Source organism: Polaribacter cellanae (assembly GCF_017569185.1).
GTDB classification, from domain to species: domain Bacteria; phylum Bacteroidota; class Bacteroidia; order Flavobacteriales; family Flavobacteriaceae; genus Polaribacter; species Polaribacter cellanae.
Genome location: NZ_CP071869.1, coordinates 572697 through 587954 on the forward strand (window position 1 = coordinate 572697; position 15258 = coordinate 587954).

Below are 15258 nucleotides of genomic sequence, written 5' to 3' on the forward strand. Positions count from 1 at the left end.
TAAAAAGCATCTTTTGAAAAATCAAAAGATGCCTTTTTTGTTTAAAATATTCTTATATTCTCTTTAATGCAAACAGAAAATTATAACTTTTCAAGTTCTAAACTTATTAATTTTAACTGTTTTTGTTTAATTTCTAAAGCTTCAATTATCGCTTCTTTTGTATCTAAAAAATGGTTTTTTTGCGATTGAAATAATTCAGAATAATAAGCAACTCCTTTTTGAAGGTTATTTTTAAACTTTACCAAGTAACGTTTTTGTTTCACATCCATCGATGTTTTTAACTCATTTAACTTATTATCCAAATAAGAAAAATAAAGATTCAATTCTTTGATAAACATATTTGGACGTTCTTTTTCATCAAGTACATTATCTCTCCCATAAATATGATCGGTAATATTTTTTAGAGTCATAATTTTTGAATAATATGCCATATTTGGTCCTGGACAAACAGAAACTCCAGTTCCTATTTTTGCTGTATCGGCTTTATTTACCAATAATGCAGAGGTTCCTAAACCAACACAAATACACGATTTTTCTATAATCTGACTGTATTTTTTAGTTTTCTCTTCCTCAGAAATATCTAAAGTTTCTAACTCTTTTATTTTTAAATGTTGATATTCTCTTGAAGCAGTACATAAACCAGATTCTTTAAATTCTGTATTTAAAGCAACAAATTTACTCGGACAAGAACTTCCTGGTCTATTTTTATCAATTAAAACCTGCTTTTCAACATCTTTTGTATTTCCTTTTAAGGTGTTAAATGGTACACCTAAAGGCGATGTATTACTTAAATATAAATCTTTTTCTTGGGGATTTGTCAATTTTTCTAAAGTATCATTATCGACAGTGGTCGCTTCAGGAACCAATAAAAAAGGACTTCCCCAACCCACAGAATCAATATTATATTCGTCTAACAAAAAGGCTTGCTCCTCCTCTGTTCCAACGCCACCTTGCGCTGTTATTTTTAAATTCAAATCTATATTTGGAACTATTTTTCCATCTAATTTTAAAGCCTTAAAAACCAAAAGCTGAATTTGATTTTTTAAATCTTCTTTTTTTTCTTTAAATTCTTTTAAAACGGGACCTAATAGAAAACCATCCGTTGCAAACGCATGTCCACCACAGTTTAAACCAGATTCTATTCTGTATTCAGACACCCACAATCCTTTTTTTGCTAAAATTTTACCTTGAATAAATGCAGAACGATAATCGCTTACTTTTAAAATTATTTTCTTTTTGATAAAACCCTTTTCATCAGGAAAAAAATCTTTAAAATTACTTATGTAAGAATACAAACGAGAATTTAAACCCGCAGAAAGTACCAAAGAAGAAGATAAATTACTTTGTGCATAACCTCTTAGTGCTGCGTGAGCGTCGTTATATTCTATTGGTAATTGTTTTTTTTTAATGTAATTAGCTTTATCAATCTTCGTCATGATATTTACATCAATACTACCCATTGTTAGATTTTTGTTTGCCCAATCTTTTAATTTAGAAACATTAAAACCATTTGTGGTAAGTATTTTAAATTCCTTTTTTAGCGACGAACTATCGGGAAGCATTTCTAAATAACTTTTTAAAGCATCTGTAGTTTCTTCTGTTACGTTTTTTAAGGCTATAAATTTCTTTTCTGTTTCTTCTTGAATAAAGTTTAAATACGATGTAATTCTTTTTGCTCTAAAATCTTCTACTTTATTTGAAATCTCTTTATAAGGAATCTCTAATTTTTCGCTATAAATTTTCCTTAATTTCTCTATCAAAATATCATCAACCAAAGAAATTACAGAATCGATACCATATTGAGCTACTTTTAAAGGAGAATCTATTGTAAATCCAATTCCCATTACTGGAATATGAAATGAATGTGGTTTTATCATTATATTTATTATTTAACTATTTTAAATAGCGCACAATGTATTTATATTTCTTAAAGAAAAATATGATTATTATCATAACAAAAAGCATCTTTTAATTTCTTAAAAGACGCTTTTCCTATTAAAAAAACTAACAAAAATTATTTTAAATATTATTTTTTTGCTCCAAAACAATTGCTTTTGGAAACAAAATATTATTTTCTAAATGTATATGTTGGTGTAAATCGTTTTCGAACTCTTCTAATTTTGCATATAAAGCTTTAAAAGTGTTACAAGCGCCTTTTGGTGGTGTATAGTTATTAGAAAGTTGTTTTATTTCTTTTAAAATATCTCCTGCATTCTCATGTTCTTCTTCCATCATTTTTATTGGATTATTTACAGTTCCAAAATGGGGGATAGTTACCTTCTCTCTTTCGCTATCTGCTTTTACCAACTTTTTTATAAATGGAAATAAAATTAATTCCTCTTTTTTCATATGCGAAGCCAATTCTTTTGCAACAGTATTAAATAAGCTATTAATTTCTACAACTTCAGTATAATGGTGTCCATGAACTTTCGCTACTTTTGCTGCATATTGTAAGATTATTTGTGTGCTTTCTTGAACATACGAATGATGAATATTTTCTATATGATCTATCAAAAAGTCTAATTTCCAAGAATCGTAATTGTATGCATTTGAAACTGGATTGTTAATAGTTGCCAATTCCTTTTCTAAATCTGTATAAGAGATATTATGTTTTTCGCACGCTTTTTTTATGGAGATTCCTCCACCACAACAAAAATCTATTCCGTGTTTTTTAAATACATCTGCAGTTCTTATATTATTGGTAACTACTTCTGCTACTGTGTTTTCTTTTGTAATATTCATAATATATATTTAAATTTATATTGATGTTTTCTTAATTTTTAAATTTATTAACGATGATTAAAAATCGCCATAAACTGTCCATGAGCCATTCTTCTGGAAGCTTCTTTTGCTTTGTTTGCTAAATGACCTTCGAAATTTGCATCTATTGTTTGAAACCAAATTTGCAACCATCTCCCAAAATGTTTTTGATTTGTTTTATGGTTTAAATTACGATCTACATTCAAATGTTTCTGTGTAGGATTTCCTTTAAATTTTGCAACTCCAAATAAATTTGTTTCCCAGAAATCTTTCAACTTTTCTAAATGTTCTGGCCATTTTTCTTCAGCAATATGATTGTTGAAAATAGGGCCTAATAAATTGTCTTTTCTTATTTTATGATAAAAAGTGTTCACTAAAAATGAAATATCATCTCTTGTTTCTATCTCTTTCATTAATAATTATTTATTATTTACAGTTTCTATAATTTTTTCGATAGTTTCTTTATTATCAACTCCTAAACCTTCTTGTTGATGTACTAATTCTCCTTGTGGATTAAAAACACTTATAATATTGGAATGTGAAAAATCTAAAGGATCTATTTGCTTATATTTTACGGATAAAACATTTGCAAACTCTCGAACTCCACTTTCTGTTCCTTGTAAAAAAGTCCACTGTTTTCCATCCATATAATTTTCTATGGCATATTTTTTTAATCTTTTAGGAGTATCTGTTTTGGGGTCGATACTTACCAAAACATATTGTACACCATCCTTTAAATTTTTAGGAATTTTTGCTTCAATATTTCTCATATCTGCAGATAATCTAGGGCAAGCAGCTTTACAAGTGGTATAAATCATAACCATTACCAATGTTTTTCCTTTCAGTTCTTTTAATTCGATGGTTTTTCCTTCTTCAGTATTCCATTTAGATGTTAGATTGAAAATTGATTGTTCTGAAATTTCTTTATCTAAAACCTTTTTTACCTGTTTTGTTAATTTATTTATCGGTCTTAAATCCATTTTACAAACTGGGCAAATTCCTTTTTCTTGATAGAGCTTTTCCCCTTCGCATTTCATAGGACATTGGAAACCTACATTAGCAACCTTTTTTGTTTCTTTTTTGTCGCAAGAAACTAATAATATTATAGTTACAAAAATTGCTATTTTTATAATTTGTTTCATTTTTTCTTTTATTTATTATTTTTTACACATCTAAAACCTAGGTTTTTCATAGTGTATTTTGCTTTTAAACTTCCTCTAATTGCATAACGCATAAACGCTGCATAATTCATTAAATCTGTTGCATTTATCGCTGCACTTCCACAGAATAAATTGCTATCTTCATCTACATCTTTTCTGGATTCTCCTGATATTAAAACAGAATTAAAATCGGAAGTCCATTCCCAAACCAAACCATGTAAATCGTAAACTCGCCAATAATTTTTAAAAGTAGAACCAATTGTTTGATTGAATGTTTTCGGTTTTTCGTACCAACTTAAAATAAATTCGTTGTATTCTTTTAACTTTCTTGCATCTGGTATTTTTTTGTTAGCCATTGCAACATATTCCCATTCGTTTACAGTTGGTAGTCTTTTTCCTTGGTTTTCGCAATAACTTTTAGCAGCAAACCAAGAAATATTTGTAATTGGAGAATTCTTTTTTTGATTTTGATTTAGAATTGTATCTGATTTCCAATCTCTTAAATAATTAGCATCAACAAATAATTTAATGGCTTTACTTCTTTGCCATTTTGGATGCTTTTTTACAAATTCTAAATACTCTTTATTGGTAACAGGATATACATCCATTAAAAAATTACTAACAGAAACTTTCATGGAATCTCTTCCATACAGAGGAATATATTTTCCTCCTTTTATTTGCACCATTTTAGACTGACAATTTGTAGAAATTGAATTTAGGAGAGTTAAACAAATTGCCAGTCTTAAAATAATTTTCATACTTATTTACTTTTAACTTCTTTAACCGTTTTTATGCTAACATTGGTTTTGTTATTTCCCCAAGAATTATAAACGTAAGTCATAACATCTGCAACTTCTTCGTCAGTTAACGTTTGCTTTGTCATTACACTATTGTATTTTTTTCCATTTACAGTAATTTCTCCTGTTTTTCCATGTAAAATAATACCAATAGCTCTTTTAACATCTGCATTTAAATAATCGGATTTTGCCAATGGAGGAAACGCATTAGGTATTCCTTGTCCTTCTGCTTGATGACAAGCAAAACACGTTTTCATATACACTTGTTTACCATCTGCTATTTTTTTAGCCAAAGGCTTTTCTGTTTTAGAAACAACTTCTTTCTTTCTATTTTTATCCTCTGGCATTGTTTGAATTGTGCTTCCTTCTGGATGGTAAATTCCTTCTTGTTTTACTCCAGAATATAGTTTTTTATTTTCTTCTCCTGTTACTTTTAACATTCCTAAAGCCCCTTTATTAAAAGCTCTAAAAATTGCATGATCTACTAAAATAAAAGTTCCAGGAACATCTACTTTAAAATCTACAATTGCTGCTCCACCAGCAGGAATAGATGTTGTTTGTACATTTTTATTGATTAATTCTCCACCTTCTACATGTACATTGTCGAAAATTTCTCCAATAACATGAAAAGAAGAAGTTAAATTTGGCCCACCATTTCCAACATACAAACGAACAGTTTCGCCAACATTTGCAGTAATTGCATTGTCGCCAGTTAAAGCACCAACTTTTCCATTAAAAACAACATAATCTGCATCTTCTTTTACTGCTTTTCTCATATCAAAAGGTTGCAAGCCTTTTTCACCATTTTCTCCTTTTGTGTAGAAATCTCCTTGCATAATATAATATTCCTTATCTACTTTAGGCAAGCCTCCTTCTGGCTCTACCAAAATTAAACCATACATACCATTCGCAATGTGCATTCCAACAGGCGCAGTTGCACAATGATATACAAATAAACCTGGATTTAAAGTTTTAAAGGAAAATGTTTTTTTATGCCCAGGAGCTACAAAAGAAGAAGTTGCGCCACCTCCAGGACCAGTTACTGCATGTAAATCTATATTGTGTGGTAATTTATTATCTGGATGATTAGAAAGTGTAAACTCTACTTGATCACCTACTCTAGTTCTTATAAAGCTTCCAGGAACAGAACCTCCAAAAGTCCAATATACATATTGTACACCATCAGACATAGTTCCTTCTTTTTCAAGAATTTCCATATTTACTAATAACTTTTTAGCTGGTCTATTTCCTACTGGAGCTGGTACAAAAGGTGGTGCAGTTAATTCTGCATCCATAGTTCCTTTTATATAAATATCTGCTGTATTTATATTTGCCATTTCTTTTTTATCTTCACTTTTACAACTTACCATTAATATGCTTGTAATAAATAGTAAATAAGCGATTTTAAATAGTTTCATCTTTTTTTGTTTTTAGTTAATTTTAAAATAAAAGACCTTTTTGTCTTTTATAAAGCAAATTTAAGATTATTTTAAATTGTGAAAAATGACAATTATCATATTAAAAGATAATTTTATCTTTCTATTTTTGTAGAAACAAATTCTACGTTATCTAAAGCAAGTAAATATGCCATTTCTGCAGTTTTGTATTTAACAAATAAAGCTTCTGTAAGTAATAAAATAGGTTCAAAAGAAGTTGCTAAAAAATTAAATATTCCTGCTCCTTTTTTAGCAAAAGTGATACAAGAACTTACTAAAAAAGGAATTGTATCGTCTGTAAAAGAATCAAATGGAGAGTTTTATTTGTCAGAAATAAACGAGAAAAATACAATGTATAATATTATAGAAATGTATAGATGATGTAGATAAATTTAACCAATGTTATTTAAGACAACCTAAATGTAATGAGGAAACCCCCTATGTTGTACATTATTTATATGCGCCTTTTAAAGAAAAATTGATAAATAAATTGAAACAAAAATAATTTTAGAGATGACAAATAAATATTACAAAAGCAACAATATATCTGAAATTTTATAATGATTTCTATAAAAAAACAAGTCTTAATAGCACTTTTCTATTTTTTAATTGCAGGTAGTTTAGGGGTTTTATTGCGTCTTTTTCCAGTTGCAAATGTAAATGCTACTTACAAATATATTGTGCATACACATTCTCATGTGGCTTTATTGGGTTGGGTTTATGTGGGTTTAACTTCTTTAATTTATCATCTATTCATTAAAAGAGAAGTTCAGAAAAAATACTCCATTTTATGCTGGTGTACACAAATTACTATTTTAGGTATGTTGGTTAGTTTTCCAATAACTGGCTATGCTTTATTTTCCATTATTTTTTCTACCTTATTTTTAATTTGTTCTTACTGGTTTTATTTCTTTTTTAGAAAACACAATACTTGTAATAAAAGTAATTATTCCTATAAATTTATAAACACATCTCTCCTATTTATGATTATTTCGAGTATTGGCCCTTGGTCTTTGGGAATTATTATGAATACTCTTGGAAGTACTTCTCATTGGTATAAAAACGCCATTTATTTCTATTTACACTTTCAATATAATGGATGGTTTATTTTTGCTCTTTTAGGAATTTTCTTTTTTATGCTTGAAAAAAAGAAAATTTATATTCACAAAAAATTTATTACTCCTTTCTATAAATATTTAATAATTAGTTGCATTTTAACATTATTTTTGTCTTTCCTTTGGATAAAACCAAATAAATTTATTTATCTTTTATCTGGCTTAGGGGTTGTATATCAAATAGTTGCACTTGTAAAATTACATCTAATTTTTAAAAATTATAAGATTTTTTTTATTAAAAAATTTACGCCATCAACATATAAATTATTACAATTTATATATCTTCTTTTTGTTTTCAAGATTATCTTACAATTCTTAACTGCAATTCCTTATTTTGCTATATTAGTTTCACAAATAACAGACTTTGTAATTGGTTATTTACATCTTACTTTTTTAGGGATTGTTAGTTTGTGTTTGTTTGCTTTCTTTAATTATTTTAAACTATTAGAATTTTCTAAAATTTGGGTAAAAATTTACTTAATTGGGTTTATTCTTTCAGAATTTTTAATATTCTACAAAGGTTTTTGCAATTGGCAACAGTTAAGTATAATAAATAATTATTATACCATATTAATGTTGGTTTCTGTATTAATACCAATTGGAATTTTAGGGATATTTGTTTCGAATCTAAAACCTACTTTTTCCACTCCAAAAGAACCTCTTTAGCGAATGTATTGCACTGGTTTAAGGTATCTTTTATATGTTGTATTGTTGTTTTGGGATTGATTAAACACATTCTAATTACTACTTGATTTTGTAAAACTGTAGTTACCAACAATGCTTCTTTGGAAGCTACTACTCTACTAGAAATTTCCTGATTTAATGCGTCTAATTCTTTTTCTGTTAAGTGTACATTTAAAGGATTGTATCTAAAATTTATAATTGCCAAAGTTGCAGGTGAAACAATTTCCCAATTTTTACTTTTTCTAAGTAAATCTTCGGTTTTTTCTGTTAAATTGATATTATAAGAAACTGCTTTTTTAAATGCATTTAAACCATAGGTTTTTATAGACATATACAATTTTAGAGCTCTAAATCTTCGAGTTAATTGAATTCCATAATCAAAGAAATTAATTTCAGATTCATTGCCTTCTGTATCTCTTAAATATTCTGGTTTTTCGCTAAAAGTATTGCTTAACCAAGATTTATCTTTCACTAATAAACAACCAATTTCATAAGGTTGAAAAAACCATTTATGAGGATCTACTGTTAAAGAATCTGCACGTTCTATTCCTTTTAAAGTGCGACTTCCTTTTTTAGAAAGAATAGCTGCAGCTCCATAAGCACCATCTACATGCATCCATAAATTTTCTTTCTCACAAATATCTGCAATGGTGTGTAAAGGATCTACTGTTCCTGTATTTGTAGTTCCTGCAGTTGCAATTATACAAAAAGGTTGTTTGCCATTTAAACGATCTTTTGCAATTTCATTTTTTAACTTATTAATGCTAAATTTAAACTCTATATCTGTTGGAATAATTTTAACCTGTTCTTTTTTAAAACCTAAAACTCTAATCGCTTTTATATTCGAAGAATGTGCTTGATCTGATAAGTAAATAACTGCTTTCGAAAAATCTTCGCCACATTTTATTCTTCTGGCAGTAACCAAAGCTGTTAAATTAGCCATAGAACCACCACTTGTAAAAATTCCTCCTCCTGCTACTACAGGAAAATTAAACATTTTTAACAACCAATTTGTAGTTACAATTTCTAATTCTGCAGCAGCTGGAGAAATAATCCATCCACCAGAAAAAATATTGAATCCAGTTGCCAACGAATCTGCCATTGTACTTATAAAGTTACTTGGTCCTGGAACAAAAGAAAACGATTTTGGATGCGAAGACATGGCACTATTTGGAATTACATTTTCCATCACAAAATCTAAAACTTCATTAGAAGAAGTTCCGTTTTCTGGTGCTTCTTGTAAGAAAAGTGTATCCATTTCTTTTCTTGAAGCCTTTGTTACAGGCTTTTTTTCATTTTCATTTATATAATGGTTTACAATTATATCTACAATTTTGTAACCATAAGATTGCATTTCTTCTTTAGATAATTCGAAAGGTGATTTCATTAAATTTAATTTTTTCGCAAATTACAAGAACTCTAAAAAACAATTCCTAATATTTATCATATTTTTTAAAAATAAATTTCACTTTTCTTTAATAGATACAGCGTTTCTTTTCTTTATTTTTGTGAAAAACCCAATATTTTGAAAAAAATACTTTTTTTGCTTTTTTTAACTATTTCTTTTAGCTCTTTTTCTCAGAGCAAAAAGATAATTTATGGTGCTGAATATCAAGATGTAAATGAAGAAAAATATCCTGGAGCAATTGTGTTAATTGGAAATGTAAAAATGACGCATGAAGGTGCAGTTTTAACTTGTAAACAAGCATTGTATTATAAAGATAAAAATTTCTTTAAAGCAATTGATAATGTTGTAATAAAGCAAGGTGATACCATTACACAAACAAGCGATTATACAGATTATGATGCCAACTCTAAACAAGCTTTATCTTGGGGAAATGTAGTTTTAAAAGACCCAACAATGACGCTTACCACTGATACTTTGCAGTTCGATCGTTTGAATCAGAAATTATATTACAGAAGTTATGCAACGATTAAAGACCCAACAAATACTTTAAAAAGTAAAAACGGAAATTACTATTTAGAAACCAAAAAATTTACTGCAACTACTAGAGTTACTGTTGTAAATCCTGAACATAATTTAGAATCGAACCATTTAGATTATTATACGAATTCTGGTTTGGCTTATTTATATGGTCCATCTACAATTACAAATACACAAAACGAAAATAAAATTTATTGCGAAAGAGGTTTTTACAATACAAAAACCGATATTTCTTACTTTGTAAAAAACGCAAAACTATATTTAAAAGAAAGAACTGTAGAAGGAGACAGTTTGTATTACGATAAAAATAAAGGTTTTGCATCTGCCACAAATAATATTCAGGTAATAGATACTGTTAAAAATTTTGTAACAAAAGGAAACTATGCAGAAATTTTCGAATTAAAAGATTCGCTTTTTATTGTAGATAGAGCTGTCGCGATTTCAATTATAGATAAAGATTCGATGTTTGTGCATGGAGACACTATACTAGTTACTGGAAAACCAGAAAAAAGAGTTATTAGAACGTTTAATAATGTAAAAATTTTTAAATCGGATTTACAAGGCAAATGCGATTCTATACACACAGATCAAGCAACTGGATTAACAAGAATGTTTAGAAACCCAGTAATTTGGTCGGATGCCAACCAAATTACTGGAGACACAATACACTTATTAACAAATGTAGAAACCGAAAAGTTAGACTCTTTAAAGGTTTTAAACAACTCTTTTATAGTGTCGAAAGATTCTTTGTCCGAAAGTGATTTTAACCAGATAAAAGGAAGAAATATGTTTGGGAAATTTAAAAATAACAAACTTCGCTTACTTTTGGTGAAAGGAAATGCAGAATCTGTTTATTACAATAGAAACGAACAAACAAATGTTTTAGAAACCATTACAAAAGAAGTTTCTAGTAATATTGAGTTTATTTTAGAAAAAGGACAAATAGAAACTATTAAATATTTAAAAAAATCTGAAGGAACAACCTATCCTCCTTCTAAATTACCTGAAGACGTAAAAAAATTAAATGGCTTTATTTGGCGAGAAAGTGAGCAGCCCAAAAAGAAAGAAGATATTTTTAAAAGAGATAAAAAAACGCCAAAAGAAAAGAATAAAGAAGTTATAAAACCAAAGGCTGTTTTAGAACAAAAAATTAAAAACAAGCCTAAAAAAATAAACCTTTCTGTAAGAAAAGATCAATAGTATGAAATTAGATTTTTTCAAATATCAAGCACAAACTTCTCCACATCCATTAGCCATAGAAATTTCGCATGCTAATGGAAGTTATATTTTTGATGTTAGTGGAAAAAAATATTTAGATTTTGTAGCTGGAGTTTCCGCAAACAGTTTAGGACATTGCCACCCGAAAGTTACAAAAGCAATTAAAAATCAGTTAGACTCTTATGCACATGTAATGGTTTATGGTGAATTTATTCAAAAACCACAGGTAAATTTATGCAAATTACTGGTAAATAATTCTCCTAAAAATTTAAACGCTGTTTACTTAACCAATTCTGGAACAGAAGCCACAGAAGGAGCTTTAAAATTAGCTAAAAGAGTTACTAATAGACCCGAAATAATTGCTGCTAAAAATTCTTATCATGGAAATACCATGGGTGCAATGAGTGTTTCTGGTGTCGAAAAACAGCACCGAGCTTTTAGACCTTTAATACCTGGAACCAAATTTATTGAATTTAATAAAGAAAACGAATTAGATAAAATTACAAAAAATACAGCTGCTGTAATTTTAGAAACCATTCAAGGAGGTGCAGGTTTTATAGAACCAAAAAACAACTTTTTATTAAAAGTGAACCAAAAGTGTAAAGAAGTTGGAGCTCTTTTAATTTTAGATGAAATTCAAACAGGAATTGGTAGAACTGGAACTTTTTGGGGGTTCGAAAACTATAATGTAGTTCCAGATATTGTTATTACAGGAAAAGGGTTGGGTGGTGGAATGCCAATTGGAGCTTTTATTTCTTCTTTCGAAAATATGTCTTTATTAAAAGAAAACCCTAAACTAGGACATATTTCTACCTTTGCTGGAAACCCTGTAATTGCAGCAGCTGGTGAAGCCACAATAACAGAAATATTAAATGCAAATTTAATTTCTGAAAGTCTTCGAAAAGAAAAAATCATTAGAAAACATTTAAAACATCCTACAATAAAAGAAATTCGTGGAAAAGGTTTAATGCTTTCTGCCATTTTAGAATCTCCTGAATTAGCCGTTAAAACAGTTCATAAATGTTTAGAAAACGGATTGATATTGTTCTTCTTACTTTTTGAAACTAAAGCAATAAGAATTACACCTCCATTAACAATTTCCGATGACGAATTAATAGAAGGTTGTAGAATAATTGTAGCTTCAATAAACTCAGTTATCGAATAATAAAGTTTAAAATATTAAAAATCAACAACCTACACTCTTTCTTGTTTTTGTTTTAACATAAAAAAGTTAAATTTTTACATTTACTCTATCTGTTTGTTAATTATATATTAAAGTCAATTTTATATTGAAACGTTTTTAAAATCGGAGCGTCTTTTCAATATAACATTAACTCAAAACACTTATAATTATGAAAAATTTTAAAAGCATTATCGCTATTATCGCAATTAGTTTATCAACAGTATTTTCTGCAACCGCAAATAATGTAGATCCAAAAACAAACAAAGAAACAAAAACTCTTAGAACAGAAATGTTTGGCTTTATTGGAAAAAATATTTCTGTTGAAATCAAAAAAACAACAACTGCAGAAGTTTTATTTATAATTAATAATAAAGATGAAGTGGTAGTTTTATCTGTAAACTCTAAAAATCCTGAATTAAATAGTTTTTTAAAAAATAAATTAAATTACAAAAAAATAGTTACTAAAAATGTTATAAAAGGAAAAATTTATAAAATGCCTTTAAAAGTAAAAAGTAAATAATAACCAACCACTTTTTATTAAATCCGCAAAAAAAGCATCTTTTTGTGGATTTTTTATGCACATAATTCACTAAAAAACAAACAACTTAACATTTTTTGTAAAATGTTAAATATATACTAAAGTAAAAATTTATTGAAACGTTTTTAAAATCTGAGCGTCTTTTAGATAAGTAACAATCATTAAAATAAATTATAATCATGAAAAATTTTAAAACCATTATCGCAATTATCGCAATTAGTTTATCAACTGTATTTTCTACTTCTGCAAATAATACAGATCCAAAAGTTGAAAAAGATACTAAAGCATTGAGAATAGAAATGAACACTTTTATTGGAAAGTTTATTCCTGTTAGGGTTAAAAAACCTACAACTGCAGAAGTTTCTTTTATGATTAACAATAGAAATGAAATCGTAGTTTTATCGGTTGATTCTAAAAACACTCAATTAAATTCTTTTTTAAAGAATAAATTAAACTACAAAAAAGTACTTGCCAAAGGAGTTATAAAAGGAGAAATTTATAAAATGCCTTTAAAGGTAAATGTAAAATAGTACAACTGGTTGGTTAGTTGGATGCCTATTAAGAGTAATTTTTTACTTTTTTTAGGCATTTTTTATATCTCGTAAAAACAGAGAAGGATAATCGTTTAAATACGATTATCCTTCGATTGAATCAACCATTAACAATAAGTTGATAGTAGATTGTATCTTTTTCTATTATTTATCTTTTCACAGAACCAGTAATTAATGCTTTTGGTCCAGTTCCTAAATCAATTGGAGAATGGTCTACTGCATCTGCAGCTACTTTTTTAGCTAAAGGTTTTAAAGCAAATGGTGCTGGGCTATCATCTGGACTTGGTTCAACTGTTATTACAATTGTTGCTCCACGTAAATCTACTGGAAATGTTTGTCCATCTGGTGCGTTTGTTAAGAAATCTTCACCTGGGAAAAATCCATTTGCTCCATTTGGTGCTGGTAAAGCGTTTGCTCCACTAAATCCTCCAAATTCGTCAGTTGCCGCTAATTTTGTGAATTTTCCTGTAGTTACAGGCTTGCCATTTATTACTGCCCAACCTTCATATTTCCATCCTTCTTTTAATTCAGGTAAACCTAAACCTGCTTTTGGTGGAGTTCCTGGTGTTAAAAACCAAACACCACTTCTTTCGTTATTATTCATTCCATCTGTAGGAGTTGCTAAAATAAATTTTCCCCAAGAATCGCTAAAATCTCCAACAATTTTAGAATTTACTGTTGCAGAATTCCCTGTAAAATCTCCTGCTAAAATTTTAGTTTTTGATGGTGCTGGATCTGTATCGTTTTTTGGTTCTATAGATAATACAAATTTTGTAGCCGTTTCTAAATCGTTAAAACCTACTGTAAATGTTTGTGGAAATTTTACACTTGTAAATGTTCCTGTACTTACTGGAGCACCATTTACTATAAGCCAACCTTCGTAAACAAAATCTGTACCTAATTTTTCTAAACCATCTAAATTAACAGTTAAATTACCTGTTGTTGGTTCGTTGTCGTTGTTACTACATGCTGCAAAGAATGCTGTTAATGCAAAAATCGTTGCTAAATTTAAAACTTTTTTCATCTTATTAATGTTTTATTGTTAATGTTGATGACAAAGTTATATGCTTAATAGGTATTGAAATGTTAGCTAACGAACATTTAAGCAGTTTTTTGTAATAATCTTATTTCGCGCCTGTTAAAATTGATTATTTTTTCTTCTTTCAACTCGTTCATTAATACATTTAAGTTAGATCTAGAAGTACCAATTAATGAAGCAATATCTTTTTGTGTGTATGGATGTTCGATTATTTTGTCTCCAGTTTTTTCGCAGTCATATCCATATTCTTCACACAATTCTTTCATAAATTCTAGGAAACGTGTTTTGGTATCTTTAAAAAGAATTAATTGTAATCTTCTTTCTAACTTTTTAAAACGCAATCCTAAAAATTTATAGATTTTTAAACTAAACGTTTTGTTATCTCTCATTAAATCGTGTAATGCCTCCACTCCTATTGGGCAAATAGATGTTGAATTGTCTACAGATTGTGCAAACTCATTTCTTTTTTCTTCTCCTAAAATTGCTTTTTCGCCAAATAATTGTCCTTTAGTTAAAATGGCATTAATAACTTCGTCTCCTTCTTCTGTATAGTAACCAATTTTAACTTTTCCATTCTGAATCAAAAAAACTTTACTAGCAGCATCGTCTGCAAAATAAATATAATCGTTTTTTTTGTAATTATCGAAAGTGTGACACTTCTTGTATTCTTTAAATTTATGAGGACATAAAATATTAAATAGATTTACGTTGTCAAAAAACCATAGATTTCTCATAAGTTATTAATTTTGTTGATATATAAAAGGTCTAAAATTCTGAGTTATACTTACAAAAAACTCCTGAATTTCTTCAGGAGTTTTATATAATAACAAGA

At 28.3% G+C, this 15258-nt stretch carries 15 protein-coding genes; 6 read left to right on the forward strand and 9 right to left on the reverse strand.

Going from position 1 to position 15258, the window contains the following annotated elements; all coding sequences use genetic code 11:
* Nucleotides 1–80 precede the first annotated feature (80 nt).
* The 6 genes from J3359_RS02585 to nirK all read right to left on the reverse strand — a co-directional run bounded on the left by J3359_RS02585 (nucleotide 81) and on the right by nirK (nucleotide 6135).
* Nucleotides 81–1877 carry a hypothetical protein gene (locus J3359_RS02585; protein WP_243765973.1) on the reverse strand — a complete coding sequence of 599 codons (1797 nt, stop codon included), beginning with the start codon at nucleotides 1875–1877 and terminating at the stop codon, nucleotides 81–83.
* A gap of 142 nt (nucleotides 1878–2019) precedes the next feature.
* Complete coding sequence (ric, locus tag J3359_RS02590; RefSeq protein WP_208079195.1) at nucleotides 2020–2742, reverse strand: iron-sulfur cluster repair di-iron protein; 723 nt, start codon at nucleotides 2740–2742, stop codon at nucleotides 2020–2022.
* Between the two features lie 47 nt (nucleotides 2743–2789).
* Nucleotides 2790–3173, reverse strand: a complete 384-nt coding sequence (locus tag J3359_RS02595) for a group III truncated hemoglobin (protein WP_208079196.1) — start codon at nucleotides 3171–3173, stop codon at nucleotides 2790–2792.
* A 6-nt stretch (nucleotides 3174–3179) separates the two neighbouring features.
* On the reverse strand, nucleotides 3180–3902 hold the full coding sequence (locus J3359_RS02600; RefSeq protein WP_208079197.1) for an SCO family protein: 723 nt from the start codon (nucleotides 3900–3902) through the stop codon (nucleotides 3180–3182).
* Nucleotides 3903–3910: 8 nt separating this feature from the next.
* The gene (locus tag J3359_RS02605; RefSeq protein WP_208079198.1) at nucleotides 3911–4678 is read right to left on the reverse strand and encodes a formylglycine-generating enzyme family protein; all 768 of its coding nucleotides are present in this window, start codon (nucleotides 4676–4678) and stop codon (nucleotides 3911–3913) included.
* 2 nt (nucleotides 4679–4680) lie between these two features.
* Complete coding sequence (gene nirK, locus J3359_RS02610) at nucleotides 4681–6135, reverse strand: copper-containing nitrite reductase (RefSeq protein ID WP_208079199.1); 1455 nt, start codon at nucleotides 6133–6135, stop codon at nucleotides 4681–4683.
* Nucleotides 6136–6258: 123 nt separating this feature from the next.
* On the opposite strand from nirK, the gene J3359_RS02615 reads away from it, so the two are divergent.
* Together J3359_RS02615 and J3359_RS02620 are read left to right on the forward strand one after the other, a co-directional pair.
* The gene (locus J3359_RS02615; RefSeq protein ID WP_302850214.1) at nucleotides 6259–6534 is read left to right on the forward strand and encodes an RrF2 family transcriptional regulator; all 276 of its coding nucleotides are present in this window, start codon (nucleotides 6259–6261) and stop codon (nucleotides 6532–6534) included.
* Between the two features lie 179 nt (nucleotides 6535–6713).
* Nucleotides 6714–7934 (forward strand): hypothetical protein, encoded by a 1221-nt coding sequence (locus J3359_RS02620; RefSeq protein ID WP_208079201.1) that lies wholly within the window; start codon nucleotides 6714–6716, stop codon nucleotides 7932–7934.
* Here J3359_RS02620 and J3359_RS02625 read toward each other — a convergent pair.
* Entirely contained in the window at nucleotides 7903–9339 is a 1437-nt protein-coding gene (locus J3359_RS02625; RefSeq protein ID WP_208079202.1) for a pyridoxal phosphate-dependent decarboxylase family protein, read from the reverse strand. The two genes, J3359_RS02620 and J3359_RS02625, sit on opposite strands and share 32 nt — an antisense overlap.
* Before the next feature lie 138 nt (nucleotides 9340–9477).
* On the opposite strand from J3359_RS02625, the gene J3359_RS02630 reads away from it, so the two are divergent.
* The 4 genes from J3359_RS02630 to J3359_RS02645 all read left to right on the forward strand — a co-directional run bounded on the left by J3359_RS02630 (nucleotide 9478) and on the right by J3359_RS02645 (nucleotide 13366).
* Nucleotides 9478–11097 carry an OstA-like protein gene (locus tag J3359_RS02630; RefSeq protein WP_243765974.1) on the forward strand — a complete coding sequence of 540 codons (1620 nt, stop codon included), beginning with the start codon at nucleotides 9478–9480 and terminating at the stop codon, nucleotides 11095–11097.
* Between the two features lies 1 nt (nucleotide 11098).
* Nucleotides 11099–12280 carry an aspartate aminotransferase family protein gene (locus J3359_RS02635; protein WP_208079203.1) on the forward strand — a complete coding sequence of 394 codons (1182 nt, stop codon included), beginning with the start codon at nucleotides 11099–11101 and terminating at the stop codon, nucleotides 12278–12280.
* Between the two features lie 187 nt (nucleotides 12281–12467).
* Nucleotides 12468–12818 (forward strand): hypothetical protein, encoded by a 351-nt coding sequence (locus J3359_RS02640; protein WP_208079204.1) that lies wholly within the window; start codon nucleotides 12468–12470, stop codon nucleotides 12816–12818.
* Between the two features lie 197 nt (nucleotides 12819–13015).
* Nucleotides 13016–13366, forward strand: a complete 351-nt coding sequence (locus J3359_RS02645) for a hypothetical protein (RefSeq protein ID WP_208079205.1) — start codon at nucleotides 13016–13018, stop codon at nucleotides 13364–13366.
* Nucleotides 13367–13535: 169 nt separating this feature from the next.
* On the opposite strand, the gene J3359_RS02650 is transcribed toward J3359_RS02645, so the two are convergent.
* Nucleotides 13536–14411 carry an anti-sigma factor gene (locus tag J3359_RS02650; RefSeq protein WP_208079206.1) on the reverse strand — a complete coding sequence of 292 codons (876 nt, stop codon included), beginning with the start codon at nucleotides 14409–14411 and terminating at the stop codon, nucleotides 13536–13538.
* Nucleotides 14412–14488: 77 nt separating this feature from the next.
* Nucleotides 14489–15160, reverse strand: a complete 672-nt coding sequence (locus J3359_RS02655; RefSeq protein WP_208079207.1) for a Crp/Fnr family transcriptional regulator — start codon at nucleotides 15158–15160, stop codon at nucleotides 14489–14491.
* Nucleotides 15161–15258 lie beyond the last annotated feature (98 nt).

What these genes read in the sequence shown, in the direction of transcription:
- J3359_RS02625 (WP_208079202.1), bottom strand. Translation starts at nt 9,339, where the DNA reads ATGAAATCACCTTTCGAATTATCTAAAGAAGAAATGCAATCTTATGGT.
- J3359_RS02645 (WP_208079205.1), top strand. Translation starts at nt 13,016, where the DNA reads ATGAAAAATTTTAAAACCATTATCGCAATTATCGCAATTAGTTTATCA.
- J3359_RS02640 (WP_208079204.1), top strand. Translation starts at nt 12,468, where the DNA reads ATGAAAAATTTTAAAAGCATTATCGCTATTATCGCAATTAGTTTATCA.
- J3359_RS02585 (WP_243765973.1), bottom strand. Translation starts at nt 1,877, where the DNA reads ATGATAAAACCACATTCATTTCATATTCCAGTAATGGGAATTGGATTT.
- J3359_RS02600 (WP_208079197.1), bottom strand. Translation starts at nt 3,902, where the DNA reads ATGAAACAAATTATAAAAATAGCAATTTTTGTAACTATAATATTATTA.
- J3359_RS02635 (WP_208079203.1), top strand. Translation starts at nt 11,099, where the DNA reads ATGAAATTAGATTTTTTCAAATATCAAGCACAAACTTCTCCACATCCA.
- J3359_RS02620 (WP_208079201.1), top strand. Translation starts at nt 6,714, where the DNA reads ATGATTTCTATAAAAAAACAAGTCTTAATAGCACTTTTCTATTTTTTA.
- J3359_RS02595 (WP_208079196.1), bottom strand. Translation starts at nt 3,173, where the DNA reads ATGAAAGAGATAGAAACAAGAGATGATATTTCATTTTTAGTGAACACT.
- J3359_RS02655 (WP_208079207.1), bottom strand. Translation starts at nt 15,160, where the DNA reads ATGAGAAATCTATGGTTTTTTGACAACGTAAATCTATTTAATATTTTA.
- J3359_RS02605 (WP_208079198.1), bottom strand. Translation starts at nt 4,678, where the DNA reads ATGAAAATTATTTTAAGACTGGCAATTTGTTTAACTCTCCTAAATTCA.
- ric (WP_208079195.1), bottom strand. Translation starts at nt 2,742, where the DNA reads ATGAATATTACAAAAGAAAACACAGTAGCAGAAGTAGTTACCAATAAT.
- nirK (WP_208079199.1), bottom strand. Translation starts at nt 6,135, where the DNA reads ATGAAACTATTTAAAATCGCTTATTTACTATTTATTACAAGCATATTA.
- J3359_RS02650 (WP_208079206.1), bottom strand. Translation starts at nt 14,411, where the DNA reads ATGAAAAAAGTTTTAAATTTAGCAACGATTTTTGCATTAACAGCATTC.